The 26,675-nt window shown below is 61.0% G+C and carries 28 protein-coding genes and 2 pseudogenes; 13 read left to right on the top strand and 17 right to left on the bottom strand.

The features are described 5' to 3' along the window. Together B2G71_RS23850 and B2G71_RS24765 are read right to left on the bottom strand one after the other, a co-directional pair. Nucleotides 1-146: transposase (locus tag B2G71_RS23850; protein ID WP_141521638.1), on the bottom strand; the 146-nt coding region annotated here is incomplete at its 3' end. Nucleotides 147-267: 121 nt separating this feature from the next. Next, nucleotides 268-396 carry a hypothetical protein gene (locus B2G71_RS24765; RefSeq protein WP_268237109.1) on the bottom strand — a complete coding sequence of 43 codons (129 nt, stop codon included), beginning with the start codon at nt 394-396 and terminating at the stop codon, nt 268-270. A gap of 172 nt (nt 397-568) precedes the next feature. Between B2G71_RS24765 and B2G71_RS19995 the strand changes: the two genes are divergently transcribed. The 3 genes and pseudogenes from B2G71_RS19995 to B2G71_RS19985 form a co-directional block, all read left to right on the top strand. After that, entirely contained in the window at nt 569-1,600 is a 1,032-nt protein-coding gene (locus tag B2G71_RS19995; protein WP_066762568.1) for an IS110 family transposase, read from the top strand. Between the two features lie 315 nt (nt 1,601-1,915). Next, a pseudogene (locus B2G71_RS19990) lies at nt 1,916-2,110 on the top strand (IS3 family transposase); the annotation flags it as partial. A 66-nt stretch (nt 2,111-2,176) separates the two neighbouring features. Continuing rightward, nucleotides 2,177-2,754, top strand: a pseudogene (locus B2G71_RS19985) (transposase); the annotation flags it as partial. 227 nt (nt 2,755-2,981) lie between these two features. Here the strand turns inward: B2G71_RS19985 and B2G71_RS19980 are convergent. From B2G71_RS19980 to B2G71_RS19970, 3 genes are read right to left on the bottom strand one after another with little or no spacing between them, the layout of a single operon-like run. Continuing rightward, nucleotides 2,982-3,479, bottom strand: coding sequence for an aromatic-ring-hydroxylating dioxygenase subunit beta (locus tag B2G71_RS19980; RefSeq protein ID WP_066762567.1), 498 nt, complete (start codon nt 3,477-3,479; stop codon nt 2,982-2,984). Further along, nucleotides 3,476-4,651, bottom strand: a complete 1,176-nt coding sequence (locus B2G71_RS19975) for an aromatic ring-hydroxylating dioxygenase subunit alpha (protein ID WP_066762564.1) — start codon at nt 4,649-4,651, stop codon at nt 3,476-3,478. The genes B2G71_RS19980 and B2G71_RS19975 overlap by 4 nt, the downstream gene beginning before the upstream one ends. 42 nt (nt 4,652-4,693) lie before the next feature. Continuing rightward, entirely contained in the window at nt 4,694-5,680 is a 987-nt protein-coding gene (locus B2G71_RS19970) for a dihydrodipicolinate synthase family protein (protein WP_066762562.1), read from the bottom strand. Between the two features lie 151 nt (nt 5,681-5,831). Here B2G71_RS19970 and B2G71_RS19965 point away from each other — a divergent pair, with 151 nt between their 5' ends. Beyond that, nucleotides 5,832-6,620 (top strand): 1,6-dihydroxycyclohexa-2,4-diene-1-carboxylate dehydrogenase, encoded by a 789-nt coding sequence (locus B2G71_RS19965; protein WP_066762559.1) that lies wholly within the window; start codon nt 5,832-5,834, stop codon nt 6,618-6,620. A gap of 19 nt (nt 6,621-6,639) precedes the next feature. Here B2G71_RS19965 and B2G71_RS19960 read toward each other — a convergent pair whose 3' ends face one another. Further along, nucleotides 6,640-7,866: an FAD-dependent oxidoreductase gene (locus B2G71_RS19960; RefSeq protein ID WP_066762556.1), complete on the bottom strand. Its 1,227-nt coding sequence runs from the start codon at nt 7,864-7,866 to the stop codon at nt 6,640-6,642. A gap of 107 nt (nt 7,867-7,973) precedes the next feature. Beyond that, nucleotides 7,974-9,563 carry a sigma-54-dependent Fis family transcriptional regulator gene (locus B2G71_RS19955; RefSeq protein WP_066762552.1) on the bottom strand — a complete coding sequence of 530 codons (1,590 nt, stop codon included), beginning with the start codon at nt 9,561-9,563 and terminating at the stop codon, nt 7,974-7,976. Between the two features lie 96 nt (nt 9,564-9,659). On the opposite strand from B2G71_RS19955, the gene B2G71_RS24600 reads away from it, so the two are divergent. The 9 genes from B2G71_RS24600 to B2G71_RS19920 all read left to right on the top strand — a co-directional run bounded on the left by B2G71_RS24600 (nt 9,660) and on the right by B2G71_RS19920 (nt 18,233). Further along, nucleotides 9,660-10,061: a Rieske 2Fe-2S domain-containing protein gene (locus B2G71_RS24600; RefSeq protein ID WP_229660439.1), complete on the top strand. Its 402-nt coding sequence runs from the start codon at nt 9,660-9,662 to the stop codon at nt 10,059-10,061. Beyond that, nucleotides 10,013-10,837: an RHO alpha subunit C-terminal catalytic domain-containing protein gene (locus B2G71_RS19950; protein ID WP_229660438.1), complete on the top strand. Its 825-nt coding sequence runs from the start codon at nt 10,013-10,015 to the stop codon at nt 10,835-10,837. The genes B2G71_RS24600 and B2G71_RS19950 overlap by 49 nt, the downstream gene beginning before the upstream one ends. Beyond that, nucleotides 10,830-11,357 carry an aromatic-ring-hydroxylating dioxygenase subunit beta gene (locus tag B2G71_RS19945; RefSeq protein ID WP_098108444.1) on the top strand — a complete coding sequence of 176 codons (528 nt, stop codon included), beginning with the start codon at nt 10,830-10,832 and terminating at the stop codon, nt 11,355-11,357. The genes B2G71_RS19950 and B2G71_RS19945 overlap by 8 nt, the downstream gene beginning before the upstream one ends. Before the next feature lie 37 nt (nt 11,358-11,394). After that, nucleotides 11,395-12,762, top strand: coding sequence for an aromatic ring-hydroxylating dioxygenase subunit alpha (locus tag B2G71_RS19940; protein ID WP_066762544.1), 1,368 nt, complete (start codon nt 11,395-11,397; stop codon nt 12,760-12,762). 14 nt (nt 12,763-12,776) lie between these two features. Further along, nucleotides 12,777-13,328: a 3-phenylpropionate/cinnamic acid dioxygenase subunit beta gene (locus B2G71_RS19935; protein WP_066762541.1), complete on the top strand. Its 552-nt coding sequence runs from the start codon at nt 12,777-12,779 to the stop codon at nt 13,326-13,328. A 52-nt stretch (nt 13,329-13,380) separates the two neighbouring features. Then, nucleotides 13,381-14,550 carry a TonB-dependent receptor gene (locus tag B2G71_RS24595; protein WP_240530250.1) on the top strand — a complete coding sequence of 390 codons (1,170 nt, stop codon included), beginning with the start codon at nt 13,381-13,383 and terminating at the stop codon, nt 14,548-14,550. After that, complete coding sequence (locus tag B2G71_RS24590) at nt 14,442-15,917, top strand: TonB-dependent receptor (protein ID WP_230281949.1); 1,476 nt, start codon at nt 14,442-14,444, stop codon at nt 15,915-15,917. Before B2G71_RS24595 ends, B2G71_RS24590 begins: the two co-directional genes overlap by 109 nt. A 122-nt stretch (nt 15,918-16,039) precedes the next feature. Further along, nucleotides 16,040-17,110 carry an alkane 1-monooxygenase gene (locus B2G71_RS19925; protein ID WP_066762532.1) on the top strand — a complete coding sequence of 357 codons (1,071 nt, stop codon included), beginning with the start codon at nt 16,040-16,042 and terminating at the stop codon, nt 17,108-17,110. Nucleotides 17,111-17,219: 109 nt separating this feature from the next. Next, nucleotides 17,220-18,233 carry a 2Fe-2S iron-sulfur cluster-binding protein gene (locus B2G71_RS19920; protein ID WP_240530249.1) on the top strand — a complete coding sequence of 338 codons (1,014 nt, stop codon included), beginning with the start codon at nt 17,220-17,222 and terminating at the stop codon, nt 18,231-18,233. A gap of 59 nt (nt 18,234-18,292) precedes the next feature. Here B2G71_RS19920 and hcaB read toward each other — a convergent pair whose 3' ends face one another. From hcaB to B2G71_RS19870, 10 genes are read right to left on the bottom strand one after another with little or no spacing between them, the layout of a single operon-like run. Next, a complete protein-coding gene (gene hcaB / locus B2G71_RS19915) occupies nt 18,293-19,093 on the bottom strand; it encodes a 3-(cis-5,6-dihydroxycyclohexa-1,3-dien-1-yl)propanoate dehydrogenase (RefSeq protein WP_098108442.1) in 801 nt (266 codons plus the stop codon). A 31-nt stretch (nt 19,094-19,124) separates the two neighbouring features. Continuing rightward, entirely contained in the window at nt 19,125-20,630 is a 1,506-nt protein-coding gene (locus B2G71_RS19910; RefSeq protein WP_098108441.1) for an aldehyde dehydrogenase family protein, read from the bottom strand. A gap of 18 nt (nt 20,631-20,648) precedes the next feature. Then, complete coding sequence (locus tag B2G71_RS19905) at nt 20,649-20,930, bottom strand: 2Fe-2S iron-sulfur cluster-binding protein (protein ID WP_098108440.1); 282 nt, start codon at nt 20,928-20,930, stop codon at nt 20,649-20,651. Then, on the bottom strand, nt 20,920-21,156 hold the full coding sequence (locus B2G71_RS19900) for a 2-hydroxymuconate tautomerase (RefSeq protein WP_066762519.1): 237 nt from the start codon (nt 21,154-21,156) through the stop codon (nt 20,920-20,922). The genes B2G71_RS19905 and B2G71_RS19900 overlap by 11 nt, the downstream gene beginning before the upstream one ends. Before the next feature lies 1 nt (nt 21,157). After that, nucleotides 21,158-21,928, bottom strand: a complete 771-nt coding sequence (locus B2G71_RS19895; protein WP_066762516.1) for a fumarylacetoacetate hydrolase family protein — start codon at nt 21,926-21,928, stop codon at nt 21,158-21,160. A gap of 1 nt (nt 21,929) precedes the next feature. Further along, nucleotides 21,930-22,961 (bottom strand): 4-hydroxy-2-oxovalerate aldolase, encoded by a 1,032-nt coding sequence (dmpG, locus tag B2G71_RS19890; protein WP_010891015.1) that lies wholly within the window; start codon nt 22,959-22,961, stop codon nt 21,930-21,932. Then, nucleotides 22,958-23,896: an acetaldehyde dehydrogenase (acetylating) gene (locus B2G71_RS19885; RefSeq protein WP_066762514.1), complete on the bottom strand. Its 939-nt coding sequence runs from the start codon at nt 23,894-23,896 to the stop codon at nt 22,958-22,960. Before B2G71_RS19885 ends, dmpG begins: the two co-directional genes overlap by 4 nt. Before the next feature lie 22 nt (nt 23,897-23,918). Continuing rightward, entirely contained in the window at nt 23,919-24,713 is a 795-nt protein-coding gene (locus B2G71_RS19880) for a fumarylacetoacetate hydrolase family protein (protein ID WP_010891017.1), read from the bottom strand. Nucleotides 24,714-24,717: 4 nt separating this feature from the next. Further along, nucleotides 24,718-26,202 carry a 2-hydroxymuconic semialdehyde dehydrogenase gene (locus tag B2G71_RS19875; protein ID WP_066762512.1) on the bottom strand — a complete coding sequence of 495 codons (1,485 nt, stop codon included), beginning with the start codon at nt 26,200-26,202 and terminating at the stop codon, nt 24,718-24,720. A gap of 39 nt (nt 26,203-26,241) precedes the next feature. Next, complete coding sequence (locus B2G71_RS19870) at nt 26,242-26,673, bottom strand: heme-binding protein (RefSeq protein WP_098108439.1); 432 nt, start codon at nt 26,671-26,673, stop codon at nt 26,242-26,244. Nucleotides 26,674-26,675: the final 2 nt, after the last annotated feature.

The raw sequence follows: 26,675 nt of genomic DNA, 5'->3' as shown, positions 1-26,675 counted from the left end.
TCGTGCCGTCTTTGATAAACCCCTTGCGGACGGGGCGGGCCATACGTTTTTAGGATGTCGCGCTCCTCGGTCACCCGGTAGCCGCGCTCGGTGATCTGGGCCACCGCATCACGCTTGAACTCGTCGCTGAAATTAGCTTTCCCCATCGTCGCCTCCTGTCCTCAAATTTAGGAAAGAAGGCGTCCACAAATCTAGGGGCTATTCAACGTCGGCATCCATGAACTGCGCAAGAGCTTCCTTGCTCAGACCAGGCTCGGTCGCCGTGTCTCAGTCTTCGCTTTCAGCCTGCCCGAAAATAGCCGGAAGCGTATGCGCGCGAAGATGCGGAAGCGGATCAGCGGCGAGGTCGCGGTAGACAATTTCCGCATCGGGATAAACCTGCGTCAGCTTTGTCATGACCTTTGCGGAACATGTCCCGCGAAAACGAGTTGGGCTCCTGAACGCCGACATCGAGCGATCGATATACACTATCTTCATTCTCGTTTCCCGCCACCAATTATGGAATGGCCCGCCCCTTTTCCAGCATCTGATAGGATGCGGTTGTTGGTGAAAAGGAAAGGAGCGAGCCATGACTATTTGTACACTTGGAGTCGATCTGGGCAAGAACAGCTGCAGTGCTGCCGGGCTTGATACGACTGGCAAAGTCGTGCTGAGCAGACGCATGCGCCCGTCCACAATTCCAGGCTTCACAGCGAAGCTGGCGCCATGCGTGATCGCGATGGAGGCCTGTTGCGGGGCGCATCATCTGGGTCGGTTGCTGGCGGCTCAAGGCCATACCGTCTGGTTGATGTCGCCGGAATATGTCCGTCCCTACGTAAAGGCGCAAAAGAACGATGATCGCGACGCAGAGGCGATCGCGGAAGCCGCAACGCGACCGACCATGCGGTTCGTCGAGATGAAGACCCAGGATCAGCTCGATGTTCAGTCGCTCCATCGCGTGCGGTCGCAGCTCGTGGGAGCGCGTACGAACCTGATAAATCAGGCGCGAGCGATCCTAATGGAACGCGGGATCGTAGCGCCCCAAGGCCGCCAGAAGTTCGAGAGGGCACTCGATGCGATGCTAGCCGATACGGATCGTCTTCCCGAGGGTCGGATCCGTCGGTTCATGATGGAAACACGCGAGGAGTGGAAGACGCTGGACGACAGGATCGCGGCGCTTGATATGGAGTTTCTAGAACTCACCCGAACCGATGAACTGGCGCGCAGGCTTTTGACGATCCCAGGGATCGGTTCGCTCAATGCGACAGCCCTGGCAGCCGCAGTCGGAGATGCGTCGACCTTTGAACGGAGCCGTGATCTCAGCGCTTGGCTGGGCTTGGTACCGAAGCAATACACGACAGGCGGGAAACCGAAGATTCGAGGAATAAGCAAACGCGGAAACAGGTACCTGCGAACCCTTTTGATCCATGGTGCAAGAGCTGCACTGCCATCGCTTGCCAAGAGCGAGACGCCGCTGGGGAGCTGGCTGCTCGGCCTGCTTGCCAGATGCCACTACAACACGGTGACGGTGGCACTGGCCAACAAGCTGGCCCGGATCGCTTGGGTCACACTGCGTCGCGGAGACACGTTGTCGATCGACCGTGCTGCAATGCCGATCTGAGTATCCTGGTCACCGGTCCTCGACCGGTTGTGTGACCACGATGTCTGCGGGAGGAATTTTGAAGATGGCCTGACGGTAAATCGACGCCCTGAAAGCCTGGTACCAAGAACGGCACTTTGCTGCCACCCCCATTATGAGGTTCAGAGCGTGCGAAGCTCCATCTTGGCGACAGCGCAACGCTGATATGCCGTATACGTTGATGCAGACCAGTCAGTTGCCAGCCTCAAAATAGTCCTTGCAGACGGGGCGGGCCATACGTTCTTGAACCGCCCCGGGATTGCCGGAGGCCCTAACTCCTGAGAGGAAGGGTCTACGATGAGCAAGACAACGAACAAGTTTTCACCTGAGGTGCGTGAACGGGCTGTTCGCCTGGCGCTGGATCAAGAGAGCGAGCATCCCTCCCGTTGGGCAGCGATCACATCCATAGCGGCCATGATTGACTGCTCGGGTCACACGCTGCTGGAGTGGGTGAAGAAGGCCGAGGTGAACAGCGGCAAGCGTGCCGGCGTTCCGGTCGGGGACTGTCAGTAATTTTGTGCGCGAGGTCATATAGATGGAATGGAAAGGACCATCGATATGGCAATCGACAAGGAGTTACTGGACCAGCTGGACGGACGTGACCCGCAAGAGTTATTCGCCCGGGACGGACTGATTGACGAGTTGAAGAAGGCACTGTCGGAACGGATGCTGACGGCAGAACTGGACGATCATCTCGAATCGGAAGCGGAGGCCGGCGTCGCCAATCGGCGCAACGGCAGCTCGAAGAAGACGATGCTGACCGGCACGTCGAAAGTGACGCTGGATATTCCGCGCGACCGTTCGGGTACATTCGATCCCAAGCTGATCGCCGAGTATCAGCGCCACTTCCCGGACTTCGATACGAAGATCATCTCGATGTACGCACGCGGCATGACGGTGCGTGAGATCCGGGGGCACCTGGAAGAGCTGTACGGCATTAACGTGCGCCGGATCTGATCTCCACGATCACCGACGCCGTGCTGGAAACGGTGACCGAATGGCAGGGCCGGCCGCTCGATGATTGCTATCCTCTGGTGTTCTTCGACGCGATCCGCGTGAAGGTTCGCGACGAAGGCTTCGTTCGCAACAAGGCGGTCTACATCGCGCTCGGCATCCTGCCCGACGGAACCAAAGAAACCCCCAGACGAGGCCCGCACTCCGCTAATCTACGCCGCGAGTTGCGCCAAATGTTCTGACGACGGACACTATTGCTCTCTCCGTATTGCCCCCCGAAACAATCAGACTGCTTCTGTGCACATAAAGCGATGCCGGAGCAACCAGATGGGCATGCGCGTCGATGATCATCTATCCTTACCCCCGTTGGTTTAAGCGCATTTTCGGGCTGAAGACAGAGTGTAGCAACTCAAATCGGGTAGACCAGATAACGGGGGAGAACCGATGTATCGAGCTCGGCGCGGCGGGACAGCAACTTGGCGCCACCATCGTCTGACAGTCGCATTGTATCGAGATAGCGGCCGGCGGCCAGGACTTGGGTGACGCCGGCATCCATCGGCGTCATGAACACCGAGAAATTCGAAACCACTTCCACCGTTCGGGCATCGACCTGGCGATGGCTGACGCGCTGGACGAAATGACGGGTGCGGTAGTCCTGAAAGGTGCCGGCCCAGATCTCGTTCACATAGGTGACGCGATCTTCGAGCCGTGCCCGGCAATCGTCGAACATGAATCCGAGCTCGAGGTTGTGCTCGCTATTTTCGACCGCGCGGCAATAATAGGATGCTTGTTCTTCCTCGGCATAGTTCGCCAGCCAGCCCGGCATGTCCTTGCTGTCAAGCGCGTTGGCATCGGCCAGCAGCAATCGGTCGATCGCTTTTTCCAGCTCGGGAGTGGTGGCCGTCATGCCTCTGCCCTCTCGAAACCCATCGCCGAGCGGTAATATTCCCAGCGGGGCAGATTGCCGCTTTCATCGTTCTGCAGAAACTCCGATTCCAGCTTGCCCGGATCACGCACGCCTTTCTGGAAGATAGCGTTGCCCGGCGTGTGACTGCCGATGTGGATCCGGTGGAAGATCGAGGCGTCTTCCATACTGATCAGCCCGCAGGGACCCAACAGGTTGGAACTCTGCCGCAAGCGGTGGCGAACCATGTCCGCATCGTCGTCCTGGTGGGCGAAATAGGCGTAGTGAACTTCTGTAGTCTCTGCGTCGACCGGGTTGGCAAAGCGCAGATTGATGACATCGAGGTGCTTGGTCGAGACGAAGGTGGGGAACAGCTGGACGATCCGCGACCCGACCGATGGATCCTGCCCCTTGAAGGAAATCAGATCCTTGTCTTTCAGAACGCTGGGGCCGCTCGCCACGGAGAGTGCCGATTCGAAGCAGACATGGCCGCGTTTGGTGGCGGTATACTGCCGCCCCTTGCCGCCCTGCCAGTTGAGCATCTTGAACGCCGCGTGCAGCAACGGGGCATGATAGCCGTCGTTGTCGTTGTAGCCCTTCCAGTTGCTGTCGTAGCGAACCTTCTGATAGCCGAGCAGCTTCAGCCGTCCGTCGCCGGCCATCAGTTCGCGCAGTGTTTCGCCGGCTTCGCCGAGGAACTCGTCAAGTGGCTCAGTCTCGGCCGAAAACGTGACGAAGATCAGACCATAGAAAAGTTCGAAACGCGGTTGCTCCAAGGGGTAATCGGCCTTGTCGAAGCCGGGCAGGAATTCGCGCGGGTTGGGGCAGCCGACCAAGTTCCCCTTGGCGTTGAACAGCCAGCGGTGATAGGGGCACTCAAACTCGGTCTTGTTGCCCATCACTGCGGTTTCGAGCTGGTTGCTGCGGTGCGAGCAGGCGTTGTAAAACACCCGCACCACGCCGGCCTCGTCGCGAGAGATCAGAAGCGGGATTCCGGCCAGCCGCATCGTCTTGAAATCACCGGGATTGGGCAATTCGCTTTCATGCGCAATCGGGTGCCATTCCGGGCCGTGAAAAATCCGCCTGATCTCGTCAGCGTAGAGATCCGCCCGAGTAAAGGCCGCCTTGGGAACTTCATTATAGTTCTTGGGCCAGGTCAGTGTTGTTTCAGCCATCCTCGTTTCCCCACAGGTTTGATTGCAGCAATTCAGCTCATTTCAACGCTCCGCCTCGAGCGCCTTGCCCAGTTCGGCCCACATCCTGCCCGAATTACGCGCACCTTCGAGATAGTTTTCGGGACACAGGTGATAGGGCGGACGGCAAGGTCCGGCGTTCATCCATCCACCGGCGGTCATCCGCGCCTTTTCCAGCGGAATGTTGTAGGTGGAGAATTCCTTGAAGCTGCCGTTGGGAAACAGCGTTGCTGCCGTGGGCGCGAGCCGCCCCATGAATGTCTTGGCCTTGCTCCAGTCGCCGGTGGCGCGGGCCTGGGCGACGAGATCCCGCAATGTCGTACTGACGAGAGGATGGCAGACCGCGCCGCTGGTCCAGAAGGCATCGACCGAATCGTCCATCCGCGCCGCGCCATAGTAATCAAAATCGATCGGCAGCAGCTTGATCCGCCCCTTGATCGCGGCCAGATCGGGCAGCAGTGTGCCGACGCCGATGTACTTGGCAGTGACAACCTGCGGAATTTCGGCGACCTGACCCCAGAAATGGCGCGGGAAATCGAACTTGAATGCTTCGGGATTGGCATAGATTGCAATATTGATATCGGGCACCGCCTCAGCGACATCCTTGTAGAACTGGACCGCGACATCGACGCTCGGCGCGCACCACATCGGTACGCCCAGCATCGTCCCGGTCGCGCCGATATCGACTGCCTGGCGGGTCAGCGCGATGGTGTCGCGGGTGTTGATGCAGGTTGTGCCGACAAACACCGGCACCCGGCCCGCGGCGGCATCGACGATAGTCTTCATAAAGACGAGCTTTTCGTCAAGTGTCATGGTCGCGGCCTCGCCCAGCGTCCCCATACTGAGAATGCCGTCGACCCCGGCCTCAATCAGGCCGTTGACCATGCGGGCTGCTTCGTCGACATTAACAGTATCGGTGGCACGCCAGTCGGAAGCACCTTCCTTGGCCGGCGTCGGCACGATCGCCCAGGCACCCCTCACATCAGCAGCAGTCAGCAGTTCACGCGCCACAAAACATCTCCCAAATACTCTTCAAACATTAGCCAATGTGTAACGCATTGCCTATTGACTTGGCAAGGGTGGAATACGGATTTATGAGGCCGAATGCCACTAGGATTGCACGCGTCCGGCCGGATGCGGTGTGGGTTGGGAGAAATCAGGGATGACAGACGCGAACGGCAGATTTGCAGGCAAGATCGCAGTTGTCACAGGAGCAGCCCAGGGGATCGGCTTTGCTACCGCCCAGCGCCTAGGGCGAGAAGGGGCCACGGTCGTGGTTGCCGATCGTGCAGAACAGGCGACACTGGATGCGGTTGCGCGACTTATGGCCGAATCTGTCGACGCGCACCCCGCCATCCACGACCTTGAGCAACAGGCTGGAGCCGCTGCCCTGTATAACGCTGTAAGCGATAAATTCGGGCGGATCGACGTGGCCGTCCATAATGTAGGTGGTACGATATGGGCCAAGCCCTATTGGGAATACACCACCGAAGAAATCGTCGCCGAGATTAATCGATCGCTGTGGCCGACGCTGTGGTGCTGCCATGCAGTGCTGCCCCACATGCGCGCGGCAGGTCGCGGCGCGATTGTCAACATCGGCTCGGTGGCAACGCGCGGGGTCAATCGCGTGCCCTACGCGGCTGCGAAAGGCGGCGTGGCGGCGCTGACCGCTGCGTTGTCTCTGGAATTGGAGGATTGTGGCATCAGGGTAAATTGCGTGGCTCCCGGCGGGGTCAACGTGACCCGTGTCACCCCACGCAATCCTGCCCCGCCCTCCGACGCGGACCGCAAGGGCTTTGGCGAAGTGATGGAGCAGACCTTGCGCGATACCCCGCTGGGCCGCTTCGGCGAGCCCGAGGAACTGGCCGCCGCAATCTGCTTTCTCGCCGCTGACGAGGCGTCCTACATCACCGGCCAGACGCTCTACGTCGCAGGTGGCGGGATCGGCTGATCCCGCCCGCCTTGCGAGCCTAACCAGCCTGCTTGAGGATTTCGCGGAGCGACACATCGGCATCGGCCAGCTGCCCGGCCGACGCCTTGGCCCGGCGCTCTATCAGCCGTTTGCCGATGCCCATGTCCGGGGCGCGGTTGACAGTCAGGATGCCCTCGATCGTCTCGCCTGACCGGAAGAATGCGGTAAACTGGTTGCTTGCCATGTCTCCGCGCAGGGTTACCTCGGCTTGCGCCGGGATATGGCCGCAGAACTGGATGTTGAGATCGAACTGATCGCTCCAGTACCAAGCCGGCTTGCAGTAATCGACGTCCTGCCCGAGCATCGCGAGCGCTGCTGCCTGGGCCTGGTCGGCAGCGTTCTGGTAGGTTTCCTGGCGGATATGACCGCCGAAGAAGCTGTCCTGTTCGGCGACGTCGCCGGCGGCAAAGACATTCTCATTGCTGGTGCGGCACTGCCTATCGACGATAATGCCGTTATTGGTGACGATGCCTGCGTCCTTGGCAAGGCTGGTTTCCGGCACGATGCCGACCCCGACCACAACGGCATCGCAATCCACCAGCGACCCGTCGTCGAGTTCGACCTGAGTCACCCGACCATCTAGGACTCTCATCGCGTTCACGCCGCGTCCGAAGCGGGTATCGACGCCGCGCTGGCGATGTTCCTCGCCCAGCCATTGCCCGAACTGCGGCCCGAGCGCCCGGATCATCGGCGCCGCGAACGGCTCGATCGCCGTCACCCGGCAGCCCAACTTGATCGCGCTGGCCGCCACTTCCGCGCCGATCACGCCCATGCCGATTATGACGATGCGGGCCCCATCCTTGAGATCCGCCGCCATTCGCGTGGCATCGTCGCGGGTGCGCAAATAATGCACGTTGGCGGCATCGGTGCCCTCCATGTTGAGCTTGCGCGCCGAGCCGCCGGTCGCGAGGAGTATGCGATCTGCCTGGACCAGTTCGCCTCCGCCCAGGCGGACGCCGCCTGCGGTCAGATCGAGCGCTTCTGCCCGCACCCCGAGCCGCATGTCGATACGGTTGTCCGCGTACCATGCTTCATCGTGGAGGAAGAAGTTGTCCGGTACGTTGGCCGGATCCCACAACACTTCCTTGGACAGCGGCGGGCGCTCGTAGGGACGCCAGGGTTCCTCGCCGATCAGGGTGATCCGGCCATCAAAGCCAGCCTGGCGCAAGGACTCCACCGCGCGGCCACCCGCAAGATTTGCTCCGACCACGGCTATCGATTTCATGCAATTCTCCCAACTTTGAAAGCATACCGGAACAGCCGGCTGTCATTCGACCACCTTCCTTCCATATCTTTGCACATTATGTAATGCGTTGCAAATGTGTGATTGCGCTATGTCCGGCCAGTGGGTCCGATCTTTTCCATTCTCAACGCCAACTGACGACGCGACAGCCCCAAAGTACGGGCGGCTCGCGCAAAATTTCCGCCCGAGGCTTCCACCGCCTCCCGGATGACGAGGCCCTCCACGTTCGACAGAGTTTCGCCACCCTCGACAATCAAATCGAGCACCTGGCGAATCAACTCCGAACGATCATGGATATCGGTAACAGGCATAATCTTGCCGTCACTAGCCAATCCCATGGCCGGCTTTAGATCGGGTAAATCGTTACCCAGAAACAGATGCCGGAGGTCGATCGCCTGCCCATCATCGGCGAGCAACACCGCCCGCTCCACCATTCGCTCGAGTTCGCGCACGTTGCCGGGGTAATCGTAGACCAGCAAGGCATTGATCGCCCTCGTGGTGAACCCAGCTACCGCGCGTTGGTGACGACGCGAGAAACGAAAACGGAAATGCTCGATCAGCCCGGGTATGTCTTCGCGGCGCTGGCGCAGCGGCGGCACCCAAATCGGCAAGGTCGAAATCTGGTAGAACAGGTCGGCGCGAAACAGGCCATCGCGCATCGACTGAGTCAGATCGGCGTTGGCAGCGGCCATCAGGCGAACATCCACCTTAATGGTTCGCGTGTCGCCGACACGCTCGAATTCGCCTTCCTGGATCACACGCAGGATCTTGCTTTGGGCCAGAGGCGAGAGAGTGGATATCTCATCGAGGAAGAGCGTCCCACCATGGGCAAGTTCGAAGCGACCCGGTCGCGCAGCCACGGCCCCGGTGAAAGCGCCTTTGGCCACGCCAAAAAGCTCGGATTCGATCAACCCTTCAGGAATGGCGGCGCAATTGAGCGCGACAAAAGGAGCTTCCTTCCGCCGGCTCAAGCGATGCGCGAATTTCGCCAGCACCTCCTTGCCGACCCCGGTTTCTCCCGTGAATAACAAGGTTGCGTCGCTTGGCGCCGATCGCTCGATCATCGTCTTCACGGCAATGAAGCCAGCCGATACGCCAACGGCCATGCTGTTTTCGCCGGAATCCAGGACCGGCGGTTCCAGCGGCAAGGCCGATTTTTCCGGGCTGTCAAGGTGTGACCATTCCATGGCTGGCTTGGCATGCAGCAGACATGCCGCATCGCCCATACCGGCACACTCCAGTTCGCGCATGATGATCGGCTGGCCGGCAAATGCAGTGGCAAAACCGCTGGCAAAGCCAGTCTGCATCCAGCAGACCGGATCGGTGGCGCGGCCTTCGGCGTTGAGGTGAATGGCGGCTTCGATTGAATCGTGGACCAGGAACCGTCCTTCGAAGTGTCCGCGGGACTTGTCGTTTTCGAGCGCTTCGATCTGGGTCCAGCCAAAACCGGTCAAAGCATGGGCCTGGGGTCCTACGGCAAATGCATCGAGAAAGTCTCGATCGGGTCGTAGTTCCTTCGCGCCGACTGCACACCGCGCACCTTCGGCAAAGCCGAGCTCCCAGAAGAACTTGCTGGCCGCGTCCAGTCCTAACTGGGAAACCATGTGTCCCCGAAGCCCGGCAAGGGCAGAATTGCTTAGCAAGACGCAACGCTCGCCATCGCGCCAGATGCGGCCCATCTCGGGTGAGAACTGGAACGGATCTTTGGACGCTGCTGGCTGTTTCTAGTCCATACAAGCCAGATTCCCAAAACAGGCGATTATTTCCGCACGTTCATGGGCGAAGACGATGTCATCGTCATTCGCCAGAAGGACGGGTCGATCAAGGCGTTCCTGAACAGTTGCACCCACCGCGGGAACCGCGTCTGCCGCGCCGACCGCGGCAACGCAAGGGCGTTTACCTGCAACTACCACGGCTGGTCGTTTGCCCCCGATGGGGCGCTCGCCGGGGTTCCGCTGGAAAACGAGGCCTATTTTGGTAAGCTAGACCGCAGCAAGTTCGGGCTGGTTCCCGTGACTAAAGTGTCCGAATACAAGGGTCTTGTCTTCGGCTGCTGGGACGCAAATTCGCCCAGCCTCGAAGACTATCTAGGCGACGCAAAGTTTTCCTCGATGTCTGGCTGGATGCCATGCCGGGCGGATCAGCGCTGCTCGGCGAAACCCAGAAGATGGTGCTAGGCACCAACTGGAAGCTGCCGGTCGAGAACGTCTGCGGCGATGGCTATCACCTTGGCTGGGCCCATGCCGGCGCGATGTCAGCCGTGCAGTCCATGGACCTCACGGGGCTCAACGTCGGCAATTCGGGCGTCGATCTTGATGGGGGGCTCTCAGTAGCCGGCATGAACGGCCACATGGTGCTGAGCGCGCTCGACGGTGTTTCGGGCTACGCCTTCTATCCCGATCCCAAACCGATCCTCGAATACCTGGAAGCCAACCGCCAGACGGTGATCGACCGCTTGGGCGAGGTGCGTGGCAAGCAGGTCTGGGGAGCGCAGGTCAACATTACCATCTTCCCCAACCTGCAACTGCTGCCCGGCCTCAACTGGTTTCGGGTCTATCATCCCAAGGGCCCCGGGCAGATCGAGCAGTGGACCTGGGCGATGGCCGAAAACGACATGCTCGAGGCGGTCAAGACACAAATCCTCGAGAACCAGTGCCTGACCGTCGGCCTGGCCGGACTGTTCGACAACGACGACGGCGACAACCTTGCCGCCTGCACTGAACAATCGCGCGGCTGGCGCACGGCGCAGATGGATGTCTATACCAATATGGCCCTGGGGCGTTCCGGGAAACGCGAAGGCTTTCCGGGCGACATCGCCGCCGGCCTGGTGAGCGAACACAACCAGCGTTATTTCTACCGCCGCTGGCAAGAGCACATGATGGCGGAAACCTGGGCCGAGGTGCCCACCTACAACATCAACTCGCTGACAGCGCAGGAGGCCGAACATGCTTGACCGGCCCCTGTCGCCTCCCCCGGTCGAGGTAATCGTCGCGGTCACCCAGGCGCTCCACTGCGAGGCGCGGCTGCTCGACAATGAAGACTTCGACGGCTGGCTGGCCATGCTGAACGAAGACATCTGCTATCGCATGGAATTGAAGAGCCGCCGGTTTCGTGCGGATCGTTCGCCCCCCTTGCCGGTCGGCCCGGGCGTGATCTTCAACGAGGATCTTGGCCGTCTCAAGCTGCGGGTGGATCGCTTGAAATCCGGCTTCGTTTGGGCCGAAGACCCGCCCAACTTCATTCGCCGCGCCATCTCCAACGTCGAGGTAGTGGCCAGACCTGCGGAGAACGAGGTGCGGGTCCATTCGGTGCTGATCATGCACCGCAACCGGATCGACGGCACCACCCGCGTGCTCACCGCCGCGCGCACCGACCTGTGGCGCGGCGAAGGCCAGGCCTGGCTGCTCGCGGGGCGCGACATCGTGCTCGACCATTCCGTGCTGCCCGACAGCAATCTCAACGCCTTCTTCTGAACTGCAATTTCAAACATCACAATTGGGAGGTTAAACCATGCGCTTCGAACGGATCGGCCGCGAGCCGGATTATTCACGCTACATGGACCTCAAGGAAGGCTGGCTCGACCGGCGGATCTTTTCCGACGCCGATATTTATGAGGAAGAGCTTTACCGGATCTTCGCCCGGTCGTGGCTGTTCGTCGCCCACGAAAGCCAGATCCCCAAGGCCGGAGATTTCCTGACCACCCATATGGGCGAAGACGCGGTGATCGTCGCGCGTCAGGCCGATGGTTCGATCCGGGTCATGCTCAATTCCTGCCCGCACCGCGGCAACAAGGTCTGCTTCGCCGATGCCGGCAACACTCGTCGGTTCGTCTGCAATTACCACGGCTGGGCCTTTGACACCGCAGGCGACCTCAAAGGCATGCACGAGGAATATTGCTACGACAATGGCGATATCGACTTCAAGAACCATGGCCTCAAGAACGTCGCCAAGGTCAGCAGCTACAAGGGCCTGGTGTTCGCCACCTTCAACGGCGATGCGCCGAGCCTGGAGGCATGGTTGGGCGATTTCCGCTGGTATCTCGACATGATCCTCGACAACGAGGAAGGCGGCACCGAATTCATTGGCGGCTGCATCAAATCGGTGATGAGCGCGAACTGGAAGTTCGGGGTCGAGAACTTCATCGGCGATGCTTACCACGCCGGCTGGACGCACGATTCCGGCTGCCGTTCGATGAACGATGGCATGCCCTTCCCGCCGATCGACATGGAATACTCCTATCATGCCAGCGTGAACGGTCACGGCTGGGAATTCGGCACCGAGGGCGTTGGCGATCTCGTCCTGCTCGGCCGTCCAAAGGTCATGGACTATTACAACAAGATCCGCCCCAAGATGGCTGAACGCCTGGGCGAGATGCGCTCCAAGATCTTCGGCTCGGTCGCCTCGGCCTCAATCTTCCCCAATGTCTCGTTCCTGCCCGGCATCTCCACCTTCCGCCAATGGCAGCCCAAGGGACCGATGCAGTTCGAATTGAAGACCTGGGTGATCGTCAACAAGAACATGCCTGATGACATCAAGGAAGAAGTCACCAAGGGCGTCATGCAGACCTTCGGCCCCGGTGGCACCTTCGAGATGGATGACGGGGAGAACTGGGAAAACTGCACCACCGTCAACCGCGGAGTCGTCACCAGGCACGAGCGCCTGCACTATCGCTGCGGCATCGGCCGCCAGATCGAACATGATACCCTGCCGGGCATCGTCTATCGCGGCCAGTACAACGACGCCAACCAGCGCGGCTTCTACCAGCGCTGGCTCGACATGATGACCCATGACGAGTTCGGTAAGATGCCGACACGCCCCGAACCGAGGCTTGGCAACGTGGCCGAAACCCGCGACCTGCCCGGCCTGTTCGCGCTCTGAGAGGAATCACAACCATGACCGACACCGCAACCCTCGAGCGCACACGCCAAGGCACTGCCGCATCGCTCGAACTGACCCACGCGCTGGCCCAGACGCTTTATCGCGAAGCGCGCCTGCTCGACACCGAGAACTATGCCGACTGGGCAGAGATGCTGGCGGAAGACCTGCATTACCACATGCCGGGAATCGAAACCCGCTACCGCCGGGACAAGACCGATCAGGTGACCGACCTGACCCGGATGGCCTATTACAACGACAGCAAGCCCGAAATCCTCAAGCGGCTTTCGCGGCTCGAGACCGGAACGGCCTGGTCGGAGGATCCGGCGACGCGCTGCACCCATATCATCACCAACGTCGAGGTGGAGCTTACCGAAAACGCCGACGAGTTCCGGGTCTATTCGGACTTCTATGCCTATCGCAATCGCAACGAACGCGACGAGGATTCGCTGATCGGCAACCGTATCGATATCTGGCGCCAGGTCGGCAACAGCTTTCAACTGGTCAAACGCCGTGCGATCCTCAAGCACAACGTGATGCTGAGCAAGAATCTGAATATCTACGTTTAGTCTATCCACGCTTATAAATAAAAATACATCAACAAGAGGGAGAATGACGCCAATGACAAACCAATCGTTCAATTTCCGGAAGGTCGTCCTGCGCACCAGCGCCTCGGCGATCGTCGGATCAATCGGGCTCGCACCGATGGCGGCGCATGCGCAGGACGCCGCAACAAGTGAGCCTCAGGCTGAGGAGCAACAGACCGGCGGCCTCGAAGAGATCATCGTGACTGCGCGCAAGCGGGCCGAGAACCTGCAGGAAACGCCGGTCGCGATCACCGCGTTGACCGGCGGAATGCTCGAGGAACGCCAGGTCACCAACGTGGCCGAAGTCGCAAAATTCGCGCCGAACGTAAACATCTCGCCGGTCGCCAATCTCTCGGGTTCCAGCGCCACGATCACCTCGTTCATCCGCGGCGTGGGCCAGACCGATTTCAATATCACCGTCGACCCGGGCGTGGGCGTCTATGTCGATGGCGTCTATGTCGCCCGCTCGGTTGGCGCGCTGCTCGACATGGCCGACATTGCGAGCGTCCAGGTCCTGCGCGGGCCGCAGGGCACACTGTTCGGCAAGAACACCATCGGCGGCGCGATCGTCGTCAATTCCGTCGAACCGCAGTACGATTTCGACATGAAGCTCGAAGCGGCGACCGGCCGGTTCAACCGCGCCGATTTCAAGGGCATAATCAACGTGCCGCTGAGCGACACTCTCGCAATGCGCGCGGTTGCTTCCTATGAAACCCGCGACGGCTACCAGAAGCGTTTGTTCGACGGCGGCCGCCAGGGCAACAAGGACAGCTTCGGCGGACGCATTGCGTTCAAGTGGGAGCCGACCGACAAGCTGACCGTCAACCTGAGCGGGGATATCAATATCCGGCGCGAGGAACAAACGGCTATCTCATTGATCGAACTGCGAGACCAGCCGGTTCCGTTGCGTTTTGTGGAGATTCCCAACAGCGCCCCCCTGGGGGCACCAACCGCCAGATCGCCGCGCCCAGCTCGATGTATTTTTGGAACAAGATCCGCGTCACCGATGGCAGCTGCGGAGCACCTTGGGGCGGGTTTGGCGTTCCGGGTACCCTTGCGCCGACCGGCAACCCGGCCTGCGCCAGCACCCGCTGGATCACTGGCGACATCGACACCACCTGGGCTGGCGGCGTCAACCGGTCGGACTTCGATCTATGGGGCACCAACCTCACGCTCGATTACGATTTCGGCGATTTCAGCCTGAAGTCGATTTCGGCCTACCGCGACCAGACTTCGCACATGGAATACGATTTCGACGGCACTCCGCATACGATCCTGCGGATCGCGAGCGATATCGATGTGTGGCAGGCCTCGCAGGAACTGCAGTTTACCGGAAGCCTGATGGCTGGCCGGGTGAAGTTCGTTCTGGGCGGCTATTATCTCAAGGAAAAGGGCACTGACTACACCCCGATGGAATTCGGGTTTGCCCAGTTCTTTAGTGGCGGCGACATCGACAACGACAGCTATGCCTCATACCTGAAGGCCACCTTCAATTTGACCGACCGGTTCTCGATCACGCCGGGCATCCGCTACACTAACGAGACCAAGCGGTTCGACCCGTCTGTGCAGACGATCTTCAACGACCGCTCGCAACTCGATCCAGTGCTGGCATCGGTCTATCCGCAGGGCGCATTCGTCGCGTTCAGCCAGTGCCTCGTCGGACAGGCAAACCCGGCGGCCAACCTGTTCCCGTCAGGCCCGCTGGCCGGTTTCCCGCTACCGAACTGCACGCCTTCGGCGACCAACCCGGGCGGCAACCACACGATGCCGGCCATCGAGGTTTCGGCCAAGGCCAAGGAGTGGACCCCGGCGATCTCGGCGGACTACAAGATAACCGACAATTCGCTGATCTATGCGTCCTATTCGAAAGGCTTCAAGAACGGCGGGTTCAGCCAGCGCATCTTCCCGGCTGAAATCGCGACCCCCTCGTTCACGCCGGAATTCGTCGAATCCTACGAAATCGGCCTGAAGAACGAACTGTTCAACCGGCGCCTGCGCCTGAACATCGCGGCGTTCCTTTCCGATTACAGCGACATGCAGATCACTGTGAACGAAGGGATCGCTCCGAAGGTTCGCAACGCCGGTGCCGGCCGGATCAAGGGATTTGAGGTCGAGGGCGAAGCGGCTCCAATCGATCAGGTTCAGTTGACCTTTGGTGTAGGTTATCTGGATGCCTATTACACCGACATCGACTTATCAGCCGCCCCCGTCACCACGGATTCGAAATTTGCTTTCGTACCCAAATGGGCAGCTTCGGCAGCTATCAATGCGGATGTCTATGAAGGGCAAGCCGGCAAACTGACGCTTCGTGGTGACTGGTCGTATCAAAGCGACACCTTTAAGGATGCGGTAAATAGCCCGCAATTGTTTCAGCCAGCATATAGCGTGTTCGGCGCCAGTGCTTCGTTCACCGAGAAGAGCGATCACTTCACCGTGACTGGCGGCGTCACCAACTTGACCGATAAACGATACATCCAAGGCGGGTACGTCGATCTCGACATCGGCGGCGCCGCCACCGCAAGCTTCTCGCGTCCGCGCGAGTGGTTCCTGAAGCTCGCCTACAAATACTAAGACCCTATACCCGAGGGCGGCGCACCGCCGCCGCCCTCACCCTTGCCTCGACGGTCAAGGCCAGAGCAAAATAACTCGGGAGAAATCCGAAGGACGGACTACGCTATTTTCTCATCCCAGTCATGACCTTGGCGGGCGTTATCGGATTCATGCTCGGCGGTAGCTACGTCTGGCTGGGCGCGGCTACATTCCCGGTTCTAATGGCTCTGGACCTGCTGCTGCCGCCCGATCACAAAGTCCGCGCGAAGGGCGCCGCCATGCTCGGTGACATCGCGATGTACCTGCAACTGCCCCTGATGATCCTGCTCGTCTGGGCCTTTGCCCGATCGGTTGCGACCGCGATCAACCCGATCACCGGCGCCGACAATTCAAGCTGGCAACTGGCCGGATCGCTGCTCAGCCTGGGCTGGCTCTCGGCGGTGCCGACCCTGCCGGTAGCGCACGAGCTGATGCACCGCCGCCACTGGTTCGCCCGCTATGTCGCCAAGTGTCTGAGTGCATTCTACGGCGACCCCAATCGCGATATCGCCCATATCGTCACCCACCACGTACATCTCGACACGGCAAAGGAAAGCGATACCCCTCGGCGCGGGCAGACCATCTACAGCTTCGTGTTCCAGGCGACCTGGGGTTCTTACAAGGACTCATGGGAGAAGACGGTCGAAATCCTCGGCAAGCTGGGCCATCCTCGGCTCGGTTGGCGGAATGTGATGTGGTTGTTTCCGCTGCTTTCGGGCGGCATTGTCGCCTATGTGGGTCTGACGGCGGGGCTTGCCGCTGCGTTGACTGCCATCGGTGCCATGCTTTTGGCAAAGATGTTCGTGGAAGGGTTCAATTATTTCCAGCACTATGGCCTGATCCGGGTCGAAGGGGCGCCGATCGAGCTCCATCACGCCTGGAACCATCTCGGAGCGATCGTCCGGCCGATCGGTGCGGAAATCACAAACCACATCAACCATCACCTTGACGGGCATATCCCCTTCTATGCGCTGAAGCCCGAACCGCAGGCACCGCAGATGCCCTCACTGTTCCTGTGCTTCGCCGCCGGACTGATCCCGCCGGTCTGGTTCCGCTTCATCGCGCAACCGCGCCTCAAGGACTGGGACGAACGTTTCGCCACCCCCGGCGAACGCAAGCTGGCGGATCAGGCCAACGCACAGGCTGGTTGGCCGCGCTGGCTGGCCAGCACTTGAACGCCAGGCCAATCGTCCACCCTCATTCGGGCGACAATCCGCAACTGCGGATTCCGCCCGCCCATTTCGGACAAACCCGACAATGTTTTCTTTCCTGCGCAAATCCAAGATGAACACCGTAACCGTGGAAGGATCGCCGACCACGCTAGACATACCGGCGGGCAAGACACTTCTTGAAGCGATGCTGGACGCGGGTTTGGCCATGCCGCACGATTGCAAGGTCGGCTCGTGCGGTACCTGCAAGTTCAAGCTCGTGTCTGGCAAGATCGGCGAATTGAGCCCGTCGGCCCTTGCACTTGAGGGCGACGAACTGCGCAGCGGCTTTCGCCTCGCCTGCCAGGCCATTCCGCGCTCGGATCTGACAATCGCGGTTGATGCGCCACTCTCGCAAGGGATCGCCATTGCTACATATCGCGGCACCATCGTCGCTGCACAACGGCTGTGCGAGGATATCATCGGGCTGACCATCGAACTGGATCGGCCACTGGCCTTCACTCCCGGACAATACGCTGATCTGACCGCTCCCGGCATCGAAGGTGCACGCAGTTATTCTTTCGCCTTCGCGACGGTTGGCGAACCCACCCAGCAACTGCATTTTCACATCCGGCACGTTCCGGGCGGCGCATTTACCGACTGGCTGTTCTGCACCGATCGCACCGGAATGGAGCTGAAGGTTACCGCCCCCTATGGGCAATTCGCCCTCAAGGACAGCACTGCCCCCATTCTTTGCATCGCAGGGGGTAGTGGTCTAGCGCCGATAATCTCGATTCTGGAGCAGGCGCTTGACCGGGGCGCAGACCGGGCGGTGCACCTGCTGTACGGTGCGCGCCGTCAGTCCAATCTCTATGCCCTCGACAAAATTGCGGCCCTTCGTCAACGCTGGATGGCCCCTTTCGAATTCGTCCCGGCCTTGTCGGATGAAGAGCCAGACAGCGACTGGGCAGGAGCGCGTGGGCTGATCACCGAGCAGATTGCGGGCGTTGCAGATCTCGCGGCGCACGAAGCCTATCTGTGTGGCCCACCGGCGATGATCGACTTTGCCGAAGCGCAATTGCTCGCCGCCGGCATCTCACGTTCGGTCATTTCGGCTGACCGCTTGCTCGATCGCAGCAATCGCACGTAAAAAAAGACGGGCGCTCGACGAAGCGAGCACCCGCCAAGGGTGGAGAGATTTAAGCCGCTTCAGCCTTCGGGACGCTTGCCAATGCCCATGCCACCATCGCTGAGCAAAACCGTTCCTGTCATGTAGGCCGAGTCCCGACGCGAGGCTAGCAAGGCATAGAGCCCTGTGTGATCATCCGGTTCAGCGATCCGCGCGAGCGGCGTCATCCCGGCAATCATCGCGTCGAGGCCTTCCATGTCCTCCATGTGGACATCGGCCGTTCCGCCCGCCTTGGTGCCGCCGAGGGGTGTCCGGGTGCCGCCCGGAGCCACGCCGTTGACCCTGACATCGGGGGTAAGTTCCCATGCCAGCTGGCGGATCAGACCAAGGACCGCGTGCTTCGATGCCACATAGGGCGTGCCACCGCCGCCGGTATAGAAGCTCGAGGTCGAGGCCGTGAAGATGATGCTGCCCTTGGTCTTCCTGAGTTCAGGGATCGCGGCTCGGGCACCAAAGAAGTAGCCCTTGACGTTGACCCCAAAGATCTCGTCCAGCGTTTCGGAGAGCTTGTCCGGATCCATGTCCGCTAGCGGGGTCATGTAATCCCAGATGCCGACATTGCCGACAAACACGTCGAGCTTGCCGAAGGCATCCACGGTCGCCGCGACCGCCCGTTCGTTGTCGGCGTAGTTTCGGACATCACCCTCAACCACGACAACTGCCGCGCCATGCCGCATGCGCACCATGTCAGCTTGGTCGGCGTCCCTGACCAGGACGCCTACCTTTGCACCTTCTTCGAGATAGCGGGCGAGGACCGCCGCGCCGATCCCGGTGGCGCCGCCGGTCAGCAGCGCCACCTGTCCTTCGAGTCTTGCAGTCACATCGTTTGTCCCAATGATCGTTGCTTGCCGATCACTGATCGAACATTCCGGTGCGACCTTCCTGGAGGTTGACCACCACCGACTTGGTCTGGGTGTAGTGATTCAGCACTTCATGGCTGAATTCACGCCCGAAGCCGCTCTGCTTGTAACCACCCAGCGGCATGTTGGCCTTCAGGTTGTAGTAGCGGTTGATCCACACCGTGCCGGTTTCGAGCTGACGCGCGATCCGGTGAGCCCGGGCGATATCCTTGGTCCAAACGCCGCCGGCCAGACCGTAGGTGGTGTTGTTCGCCTGCTTCATCATGTCGTCTTCGTCGTTCCAGGTAATGACACTGGTGACCGGACCGAAGATCTCTTCCTGCGCGATACGCATGGTGTTCTTGACGTTGGTGAACACCGTCGGCTTGATAAAATTGCCATCGGCCAGATCTGCGGCATCCGAGCGGCTGCCGCCGGTCAGGACTTCGGCCCCTTCCTCGGTCGCGAGGCGCAGGTAGCTTTCAACCTTGTCGAATTGCATCTTCGATGCCTGAGCACCCAGCTGGGTCGCCATGTCGAGCGGGTCGCCCTGGCGGATGCCTTCAAGCGCGGTCTTGAACTTGGCCAGGAACTCGTCCTGGATCGACTGGTGCAGGAACAGGCGCGAACCGGCCAGGCACACTTCGCCCTTGTTGAGCACGGTCGACATGGTCGCGCTTTCCACCGCCGCGTCGATGTCGGCATCGCCGCAAACGATATGTGCAGACTTGCCGCCGAGTTCGAGCGTCTGCGGGATGATGTTGGCCGAGGCGTACTGGATGATCCGGCGCGCAGTCGCTACTGACCCGGTGAAGGCGACCTTGGCGACATCGGGGCTGGTGACCAGCGCCTCGCCCACGTCCGCGCCATAGCCGGTGACGACGTTGATCACACCCGGCGGCAACAGATCAGCCATTTCCACGAAGAATTCAATCACCGAAAGGCAGACCGTTTCGGCCGGCTTCAGAACGACAGTGTTGCCCGAGGCCAGCGCGGGCGCGATCTTGCACGCCATCATCAACATCGGCACGTTCCATGGGATAATCTGCGCGCAGACGCCGAGCGGTTCGCGGTGGACGATGCCGATCGCGTCGGGATAATCGAGCGTCTGGCCATGCAGGCCATAAGCTGCACCAGCGAACAGTTCGAACTGGCCAATTGCCTGCGGCATATCGAAATACATCGATTCGCGCATCGGCTTGCCGTTGTTGAGAGTTTCGAGGGTGGCATAGTGCGAATGGCGTGCCTTCAGACGACGCGCAACCTCGATCAGGATTTCTTGGCGCTCGCCGGGCAGGCTCTGCGACCACTTGGGAAACGCCGCCTTAGCGGCGGCAATCGCGCGTTCGATATCCTTGGCGTTGCCGGCCTGAATCTTGGTCAGCACCTTGCCGGTCGAGGGATTGAGCAGATCGATGGTCTTGCCGCTGTCCCCGGCGATCCACTCGCCGCCGATATAGTGGCCGTACTCGGACTTGATCCCGTATTCGTTTTCTGCACTTTTCAACTGCGTAGCCATCACAATTCTCCCTTCAATTCATGAAACTTCGATCAGTAGGTTATCCAATGGGTAGAGCCGACAGGCGAGCGCATAGCCTTGGCGCAGGTCTGTCGCGGAAACTTTAGCGGCGCTCATCTTCCCTGTCCGGTACTTGCCTTCGACGACGCGAACTCGGCAAACTCCGCAACCACCACCGCGACATCCAATGCTTATGTGGTCAGCCCCTCTACGTTCCATCGCGGTCAGTACGCGTTCATCCCCCCGGCAAGGGAACTGTCCGCCACCGACCAATGTGATTTGATGTGAATCAGCTGTCATCCGACCAATCTTCTTCGACCTTGACTTGCTTCGCACCGGCGGCCTTGGCTGCAAGACTCTGCCCGCCTACCGCGAAATGGGCCGGCGCCATTTCACGCAGGATTACCCGAACCGATTCCCGCGGCGCTCCAATCGCGTCGATGGCCGCGTCGGTCAGCGCCTGGATCAGTCGTTCCTTGGCTTCGGGCGGACGCCCTTCGAGCAGGTTGACCTCAATGATCGGCATGTCAGTCTTCCACCTGGAACATGACCGCGCCGAGATTCTGCACTGTCGTCCGCACAGTCTGACCCGGTGCCAGGTTGGGCGCTGCGGTAATGCCCCCCGCCATGACGATGTCACCGGCGTTGATCTGTTCGCCCGATTCGGCAACCAGCCGGGCCGCAGCAACCAGCGAACGGATGGGGTGGCCAAGGATCGCCGCGGTCGACCCGACCTGTACCACTTCGCCATCGATTTCGAGGATCACGCCCAGATTCGAAAAATCGATCCGGGGATCGTGCCAGGATCCGATCACCAGCCCCGACGAGGAAGTGTTGTCGGCGATCACGTCTTCCAGCGCGAACTTGAAATTCTCGTATCGGCTGTCGATGATCTCCATTGCAGGGGCGATCGCCTCGACCGCCGCCAGTGCTGCGGCGGCCGTCACCTTGCCGACCAGAGGTGCCTTCATCAGGAAAGCCACTTCGGGTTCAACCCGGGGATGGACGTAGCGAGCGCGCGACATGGCCGAGCCCTCCTCGATCAGCATGGCATCGGTCAGCCGCCCCCAAGCCACCTCATCGACACCGACCTGCTGCATCTTGGCCCGGCTGGTCAGCCCCATCTTCACGCCGATGCGTCGCTCGCCGCGCGACAGGCGTCGATCGACCGAGAGCTTCTGCACCTGGTACGCCTCGGTAACGGAGAACTCCGTATCTACAGGCGTGATCTGCGGCGTAGCATTCGCCTCGCGAGCAGCGGTGTCGAGGGTTTCGGCGTAGCGTGCAAGCCTGTCCATCTCAGTTCGCCTTGGCTTTGATCAGATCAAGTGCAACGTCGATGATCATGTCTTCCTGGCCTCCGACCATCCGGCGGTTGCCCAATTCGACGAGGATCTCGCGGGTATCGATTCCGTACTGTTCCGCTGCCTTTTCCGCATGGCGCAGGAAGCTTGAATAGACGCCTGCATAGCCCAGGCTGAGCGTCTCGCGATCGACCCTCACCGGACGGTCCTGAAGCGGGCGTATGATGTCGTCCGCCGCGTCCATCAGCGCCATCACGTCGCAGCCGTGCTTCCAGCCCTTGCGGTTGGCCGCGGCGATGAACACCTCGAGCGGCGCGTTGCCGGCGCCCGCGCCCATCCCGGCAAGGCTGGCGTCGATCCGCACCGCGCCGGCCTGAGCGGCGACGATCGAGTTGGCCACGCCCAGCGACAGGTTGTGGTGCGCGTGGATGCCGCGTTGAGTTTCAGGTTTGAGCACCCGGTCATAGGCTTGGAGACGTGCAATCACGCCATCCATGTCGAGCGCCCCGCCGCTGTCGGTGACATAGACGCAATGCGCGCCATAGCTTTCCATCAGCAGCGCCTGCTGGGCGAGCGCCTCGGGCTCGATCATGTGGCTCATCATCAGGAAGCCCGATACGTCCATGCCCAGATCGCGCGCGATGCCGATGTGCTGCTTGCCGACGTCGGCCTCGGTGCAGTGGGTCGCGACCCTGACCGAGCGCACTCCCATCGAATAGGCCCGCTTGAGTTCTTCGGCGGTGCCGATACCGGGCACCAGAAGCGTTGTCAGCACCGCGTTCTTGATTACGTCGGCGGCAGCCTCGATCCAGTCCCAGTCGGTATGGGCGCCAAATCCGTAATTGAAGGTCGAACCGTTCAGGCCATCGCCGTGCGAGACCTCGATCGCATCCACCCCTGCCTCGTCAAGCGCCTTAGCGATCGTGCGGACGCTGTCGGTGCCATACATATGCAGGATGGCGTGCATCCCGTCGCGCAAGGTCACGTCCTGGATGTAGAGCCGATCAGATGTTGGATCAAAGGTCATGCTGCAGTCTTTTCCATATGAGTCTTGGCCAGGCTCTCGCCTGCCGCCTTGGCGGCAGCGGTCATGATGTCGAGGTTGCCGGAATAGTTGGGCAGATAATCGCCCGCGCCCTCGACCTCGAGGAACACGCTGGTCTTGAGTCCTTCGAATTCACCGTAGCCGGGGATATTGAGCGGCCGGTTCGAACCGAAGCGTTCGAACTGTACTTCCTGCTTGAGCCGGTAGCCCGGCACGTACGACTGCACCCTTGCAATCATAGCCAGGACCGAATCGCGCACCTTGTCCTCATCGACCATTTCCGACAGCGTGAAGATCGTATCACGCATGATCATCGGCGGTTCGGCGGGATTAAGGATGATCACAGCCCGGCCCTTGGCCGCGCCGCCGACAGTTTCGATCGCCCGCGCCGTTGTGCGGGTGAACTCATCAATGTTGGCACGGGTGCCGGGACCGGCGGAGCGCGACGAAACCGACGCGACGATTTCGGCGTAGTGCACCTTGGCGACCTGCGAGACCGCCGCGACGATCGGGATCGTCGCCTGCCCGCCACAGGTCACCATGTTGATGTTGCGCACCGCGGCATCGACCGCCGGGTTGACCGGGGGAATGGTCGCCGGGCCGATCGCGGCCGGGGTAAGGTCGACCATCAGCTTGCCGTCACGGGCGAGGATTTCGTCGTGCGCCTTGTGCGCATAGGCCGAGGTCGCATCGAAGGCGATGCCGATATCGGCATATTGCGGCATCCGGCACAGGCCCTCGATTCCTTCGTGGGTCGTCGGGACGCCGCGTTCGCTGGCCATCGCCAGCCCTTCGGAGGCCGGATCGATCCCGACAACCGCCGCTAGCTCCAGTGTATCCGAACCCTTGAGCAGCTTGATCATCAGGTCGGTCCCGATATTGCCGGAGCCGATAATTGCGCACTTCATCTTGGCCATTTGACCAGCCTCCAATTTGAATTCAGTCAGCGGCGAACGCGGCGCGGACCGTTCCGAGTCCGTTGATCCGGGCTTCGACCACATCGCCGCGTGCAACCCCGGCCATCGGCCCGAGCGCGCCCGACAGGATTACATCGCCTTCGAGTAACGGACGCCCCGCTTTGGCCATCACCCGCGCCAGCCACAGCGAGGCGGTGATCGGGCTGCCCAGACAGGCGATCCCGGCACCGACCGAAATCGGCTCACCCTTGGCTTCCATGACCATGCCGCAGCTGCGCAGATCGAGCCCGTCGAGCTTGCGCGGCACCGCGCCGAGCACGAACAGCCCGCTCGAGGCATTATCGGCGATCGTGTCCCAGATCTTGATGTCCCAGTTTGCGACGCGGCTGTCCACGATCTCGATTGCCGGAACGACATATTCGACCGCGCGAATCATTTCGGCGGTCGTCATGTCGGGGTGGGGCAAATCCCGCCCAACGACGATCGCAATCTCGGCCTCAACCTTGGGCTGGATCACCTGGTCGAGCGACACCGGGATGCCTTCCGGCACGTCCATGTCAGCGAACAGCATCCCATAGTCGGGCTGATCCACCCCAAGCTGGCGCTGGACCGCGATCGAGGTCAACCCGATCTTGCGGCCGACCAGGCGCCGTCCATTGGCGAGGTAGTGCTTGGTGTTGGCTTCCTGCACGGCATAGGCGGCTTCGACGCCACCAGCCGAAATCAGGTCGCGGATCGGGCTGACAGGCTTCCCCGTTTCGGCCGCGCCGCGCAGGGCCAAGGCCGCTTGTTCGATAGTCTTGGAGTCAATTGTCATCGTCTTACAGCTTCACGCAAATGTTGGTGATCTCGGTGTAGAATTCGAGGCTGTGCACCCCGCCTTCCCGGCCGATGCCGGAATGGCCGGACCCGCCGAAAGCCGTGCGCAGATCGCGCAGGAACCAGGAATTGACCCAGCACACCCCCACGTCCATCGCCGCCGCCACGCGGTGTCCGCGGGACATGTTTTCGGTCCAGATCGAGGCGCACAGGCCGTAAACCGTATCGTTTGCAAGTGCGATCACCTCGTCCTCGCTGTCGAACGGCACGATACCGCAGCACGGTCCGAAGATTTCCTCGCGCATCACGGTATCGCCGTGGGCGACGTCGATCCACAGCGTCGGTTCCACGAAGAACCCACCGGCTTCCGCACCCGAGATTTCGGGAACGCCGCCGCCGGTGACCACGGTGGCCCCGTCCTCGACCGCACGGCGATAGTAACCCAGCACTTTCTCGCGGTGCTCGGCGCTGATCAGCGGGCCGAGATAGGCGCGATCACCGGTCACGCCCGGCTTGAAGCCCTGCGCCGCCGCCGCCATCCGCGCCACGAAGGCGTCGAAGATCGGTCGTTCGACATAGACCCGCTCGGTTCCGAGGCAGACCTGCCCCGTGTTCAGGAAGACCGAGCGCGACAGACCCTCGACCGCCTTGTCGAGGTCGGCATCGGCGAACACAATCGCCGGGTTCTTGCCACCGAGTTCGAACGAAATGTCGCGAACGCCGATCGCGGCCTTCTGCATGATCGCCTGTCCGGTGCCGGTCTCGCCGGTGAAGGTGATGGCATCGACATCGGGGTTGGACGTGAGGAATTCGCCGGCCGAACCCGGACCGAATCCGTGGACGACGTTGTAGACACCCTTGGGCATGCCCACCGCGTTCATTACTTCACCCAGCAGGGCAGCAGTCCGAGGCGTTTCCTCGGACGGCTTGACCACCACGGTATTGCCGCAGGCCAGCGCCGGGCCAACCTTCCAGGTCATCAGCAGCAGCGGGAAGTTCCACGGGCAGACCACCGCGACCACACCCTTGGGCTTGCGCACGGTATAGTTGAGCGCCTGGCCGCCATCGGGGGTCGATGTGTTGAAGCTTTCGCCCGGCATTGTCGAGACGACATCCGCGAACATGCGGAAGTTGGCGGCCCCGCGCGGAATGTCGATGTGCGAGGCAACGTGGCGCGGCTTGCCGGTGTCGGCCACTTCGGCAGCCAGGAAATCATCCGCTCGGCGTTCGATCTCGGTCGCCACGGCGGCGATCAGCTTGACCCGCTCGGCCGTGGTCATCTTGCCCCATGGCCCGGTAAGCGCTGCCTTGGCCGCAGCCACGGCGTCTGCGACGTCGGCCTGGCTTGCTTCGTGGACGAGCCCGATCTGCGAACCGGTGGCGGGATTGACGTTGGGAAACGACTTACCCTCGCTACCTTTGCGATAGGAACCGTCAATGAAGTTCAGGATAGTTTCGGTGACCGGAGAGGAGGAAGTTGAGGTCATTGGTGCATAATACCTGAGTTGGCCGGAGGCCATGGTGCGTCAGAATTGCCTTGCGCCGATCGCAGCGAGACCGGCGTTGGCGTATTCGACGTCCATCGCTTCGCTCCCGCCGGAAACACCGATCGCACCGACGAATACACCGGCGATTTCGATCGGCAGGCCGCCGCCGAACATTGCTAATCCCGGCTGCGCGACGATTCCGTCGCGCAGGGCCGGATTGCCGGAAACCATCGCATAGAGATCCGGCGTCGGGACGCGGAAGCTGGCGGCGCTGTAAGCCTTATCTTGCGCGATCTTTGCGGATGGCGAAGGGGAGCCGCTGGCGCGGACGAACGCGACCAGATCTCCCCCGGCGCCGACCACCGCGGCAACGACCGGACAGCCCGCCGCCGCACCCATGGCAACGGCGGCAGCCGCTGCCTTGAGCGCCAGTTCGTGGCCTACCGTCCGGACCGAAACCACCCCGTCCATGA

The organism is Novosphingobium sp. PC22D (assembly GCF_002556635.1).
Classification (GTDB): domain Bacteria; phylum Pseudomonadota; class Alphaproteobacteria; order Sphingomonadales; family Sphingomonadaceae; genus Novosphingobium.
The sequence above is the reverse complement of the archived record's forward strand: the minus strand, read 5'-3'. Positions and strand labels throughout refer to the sequence as shown.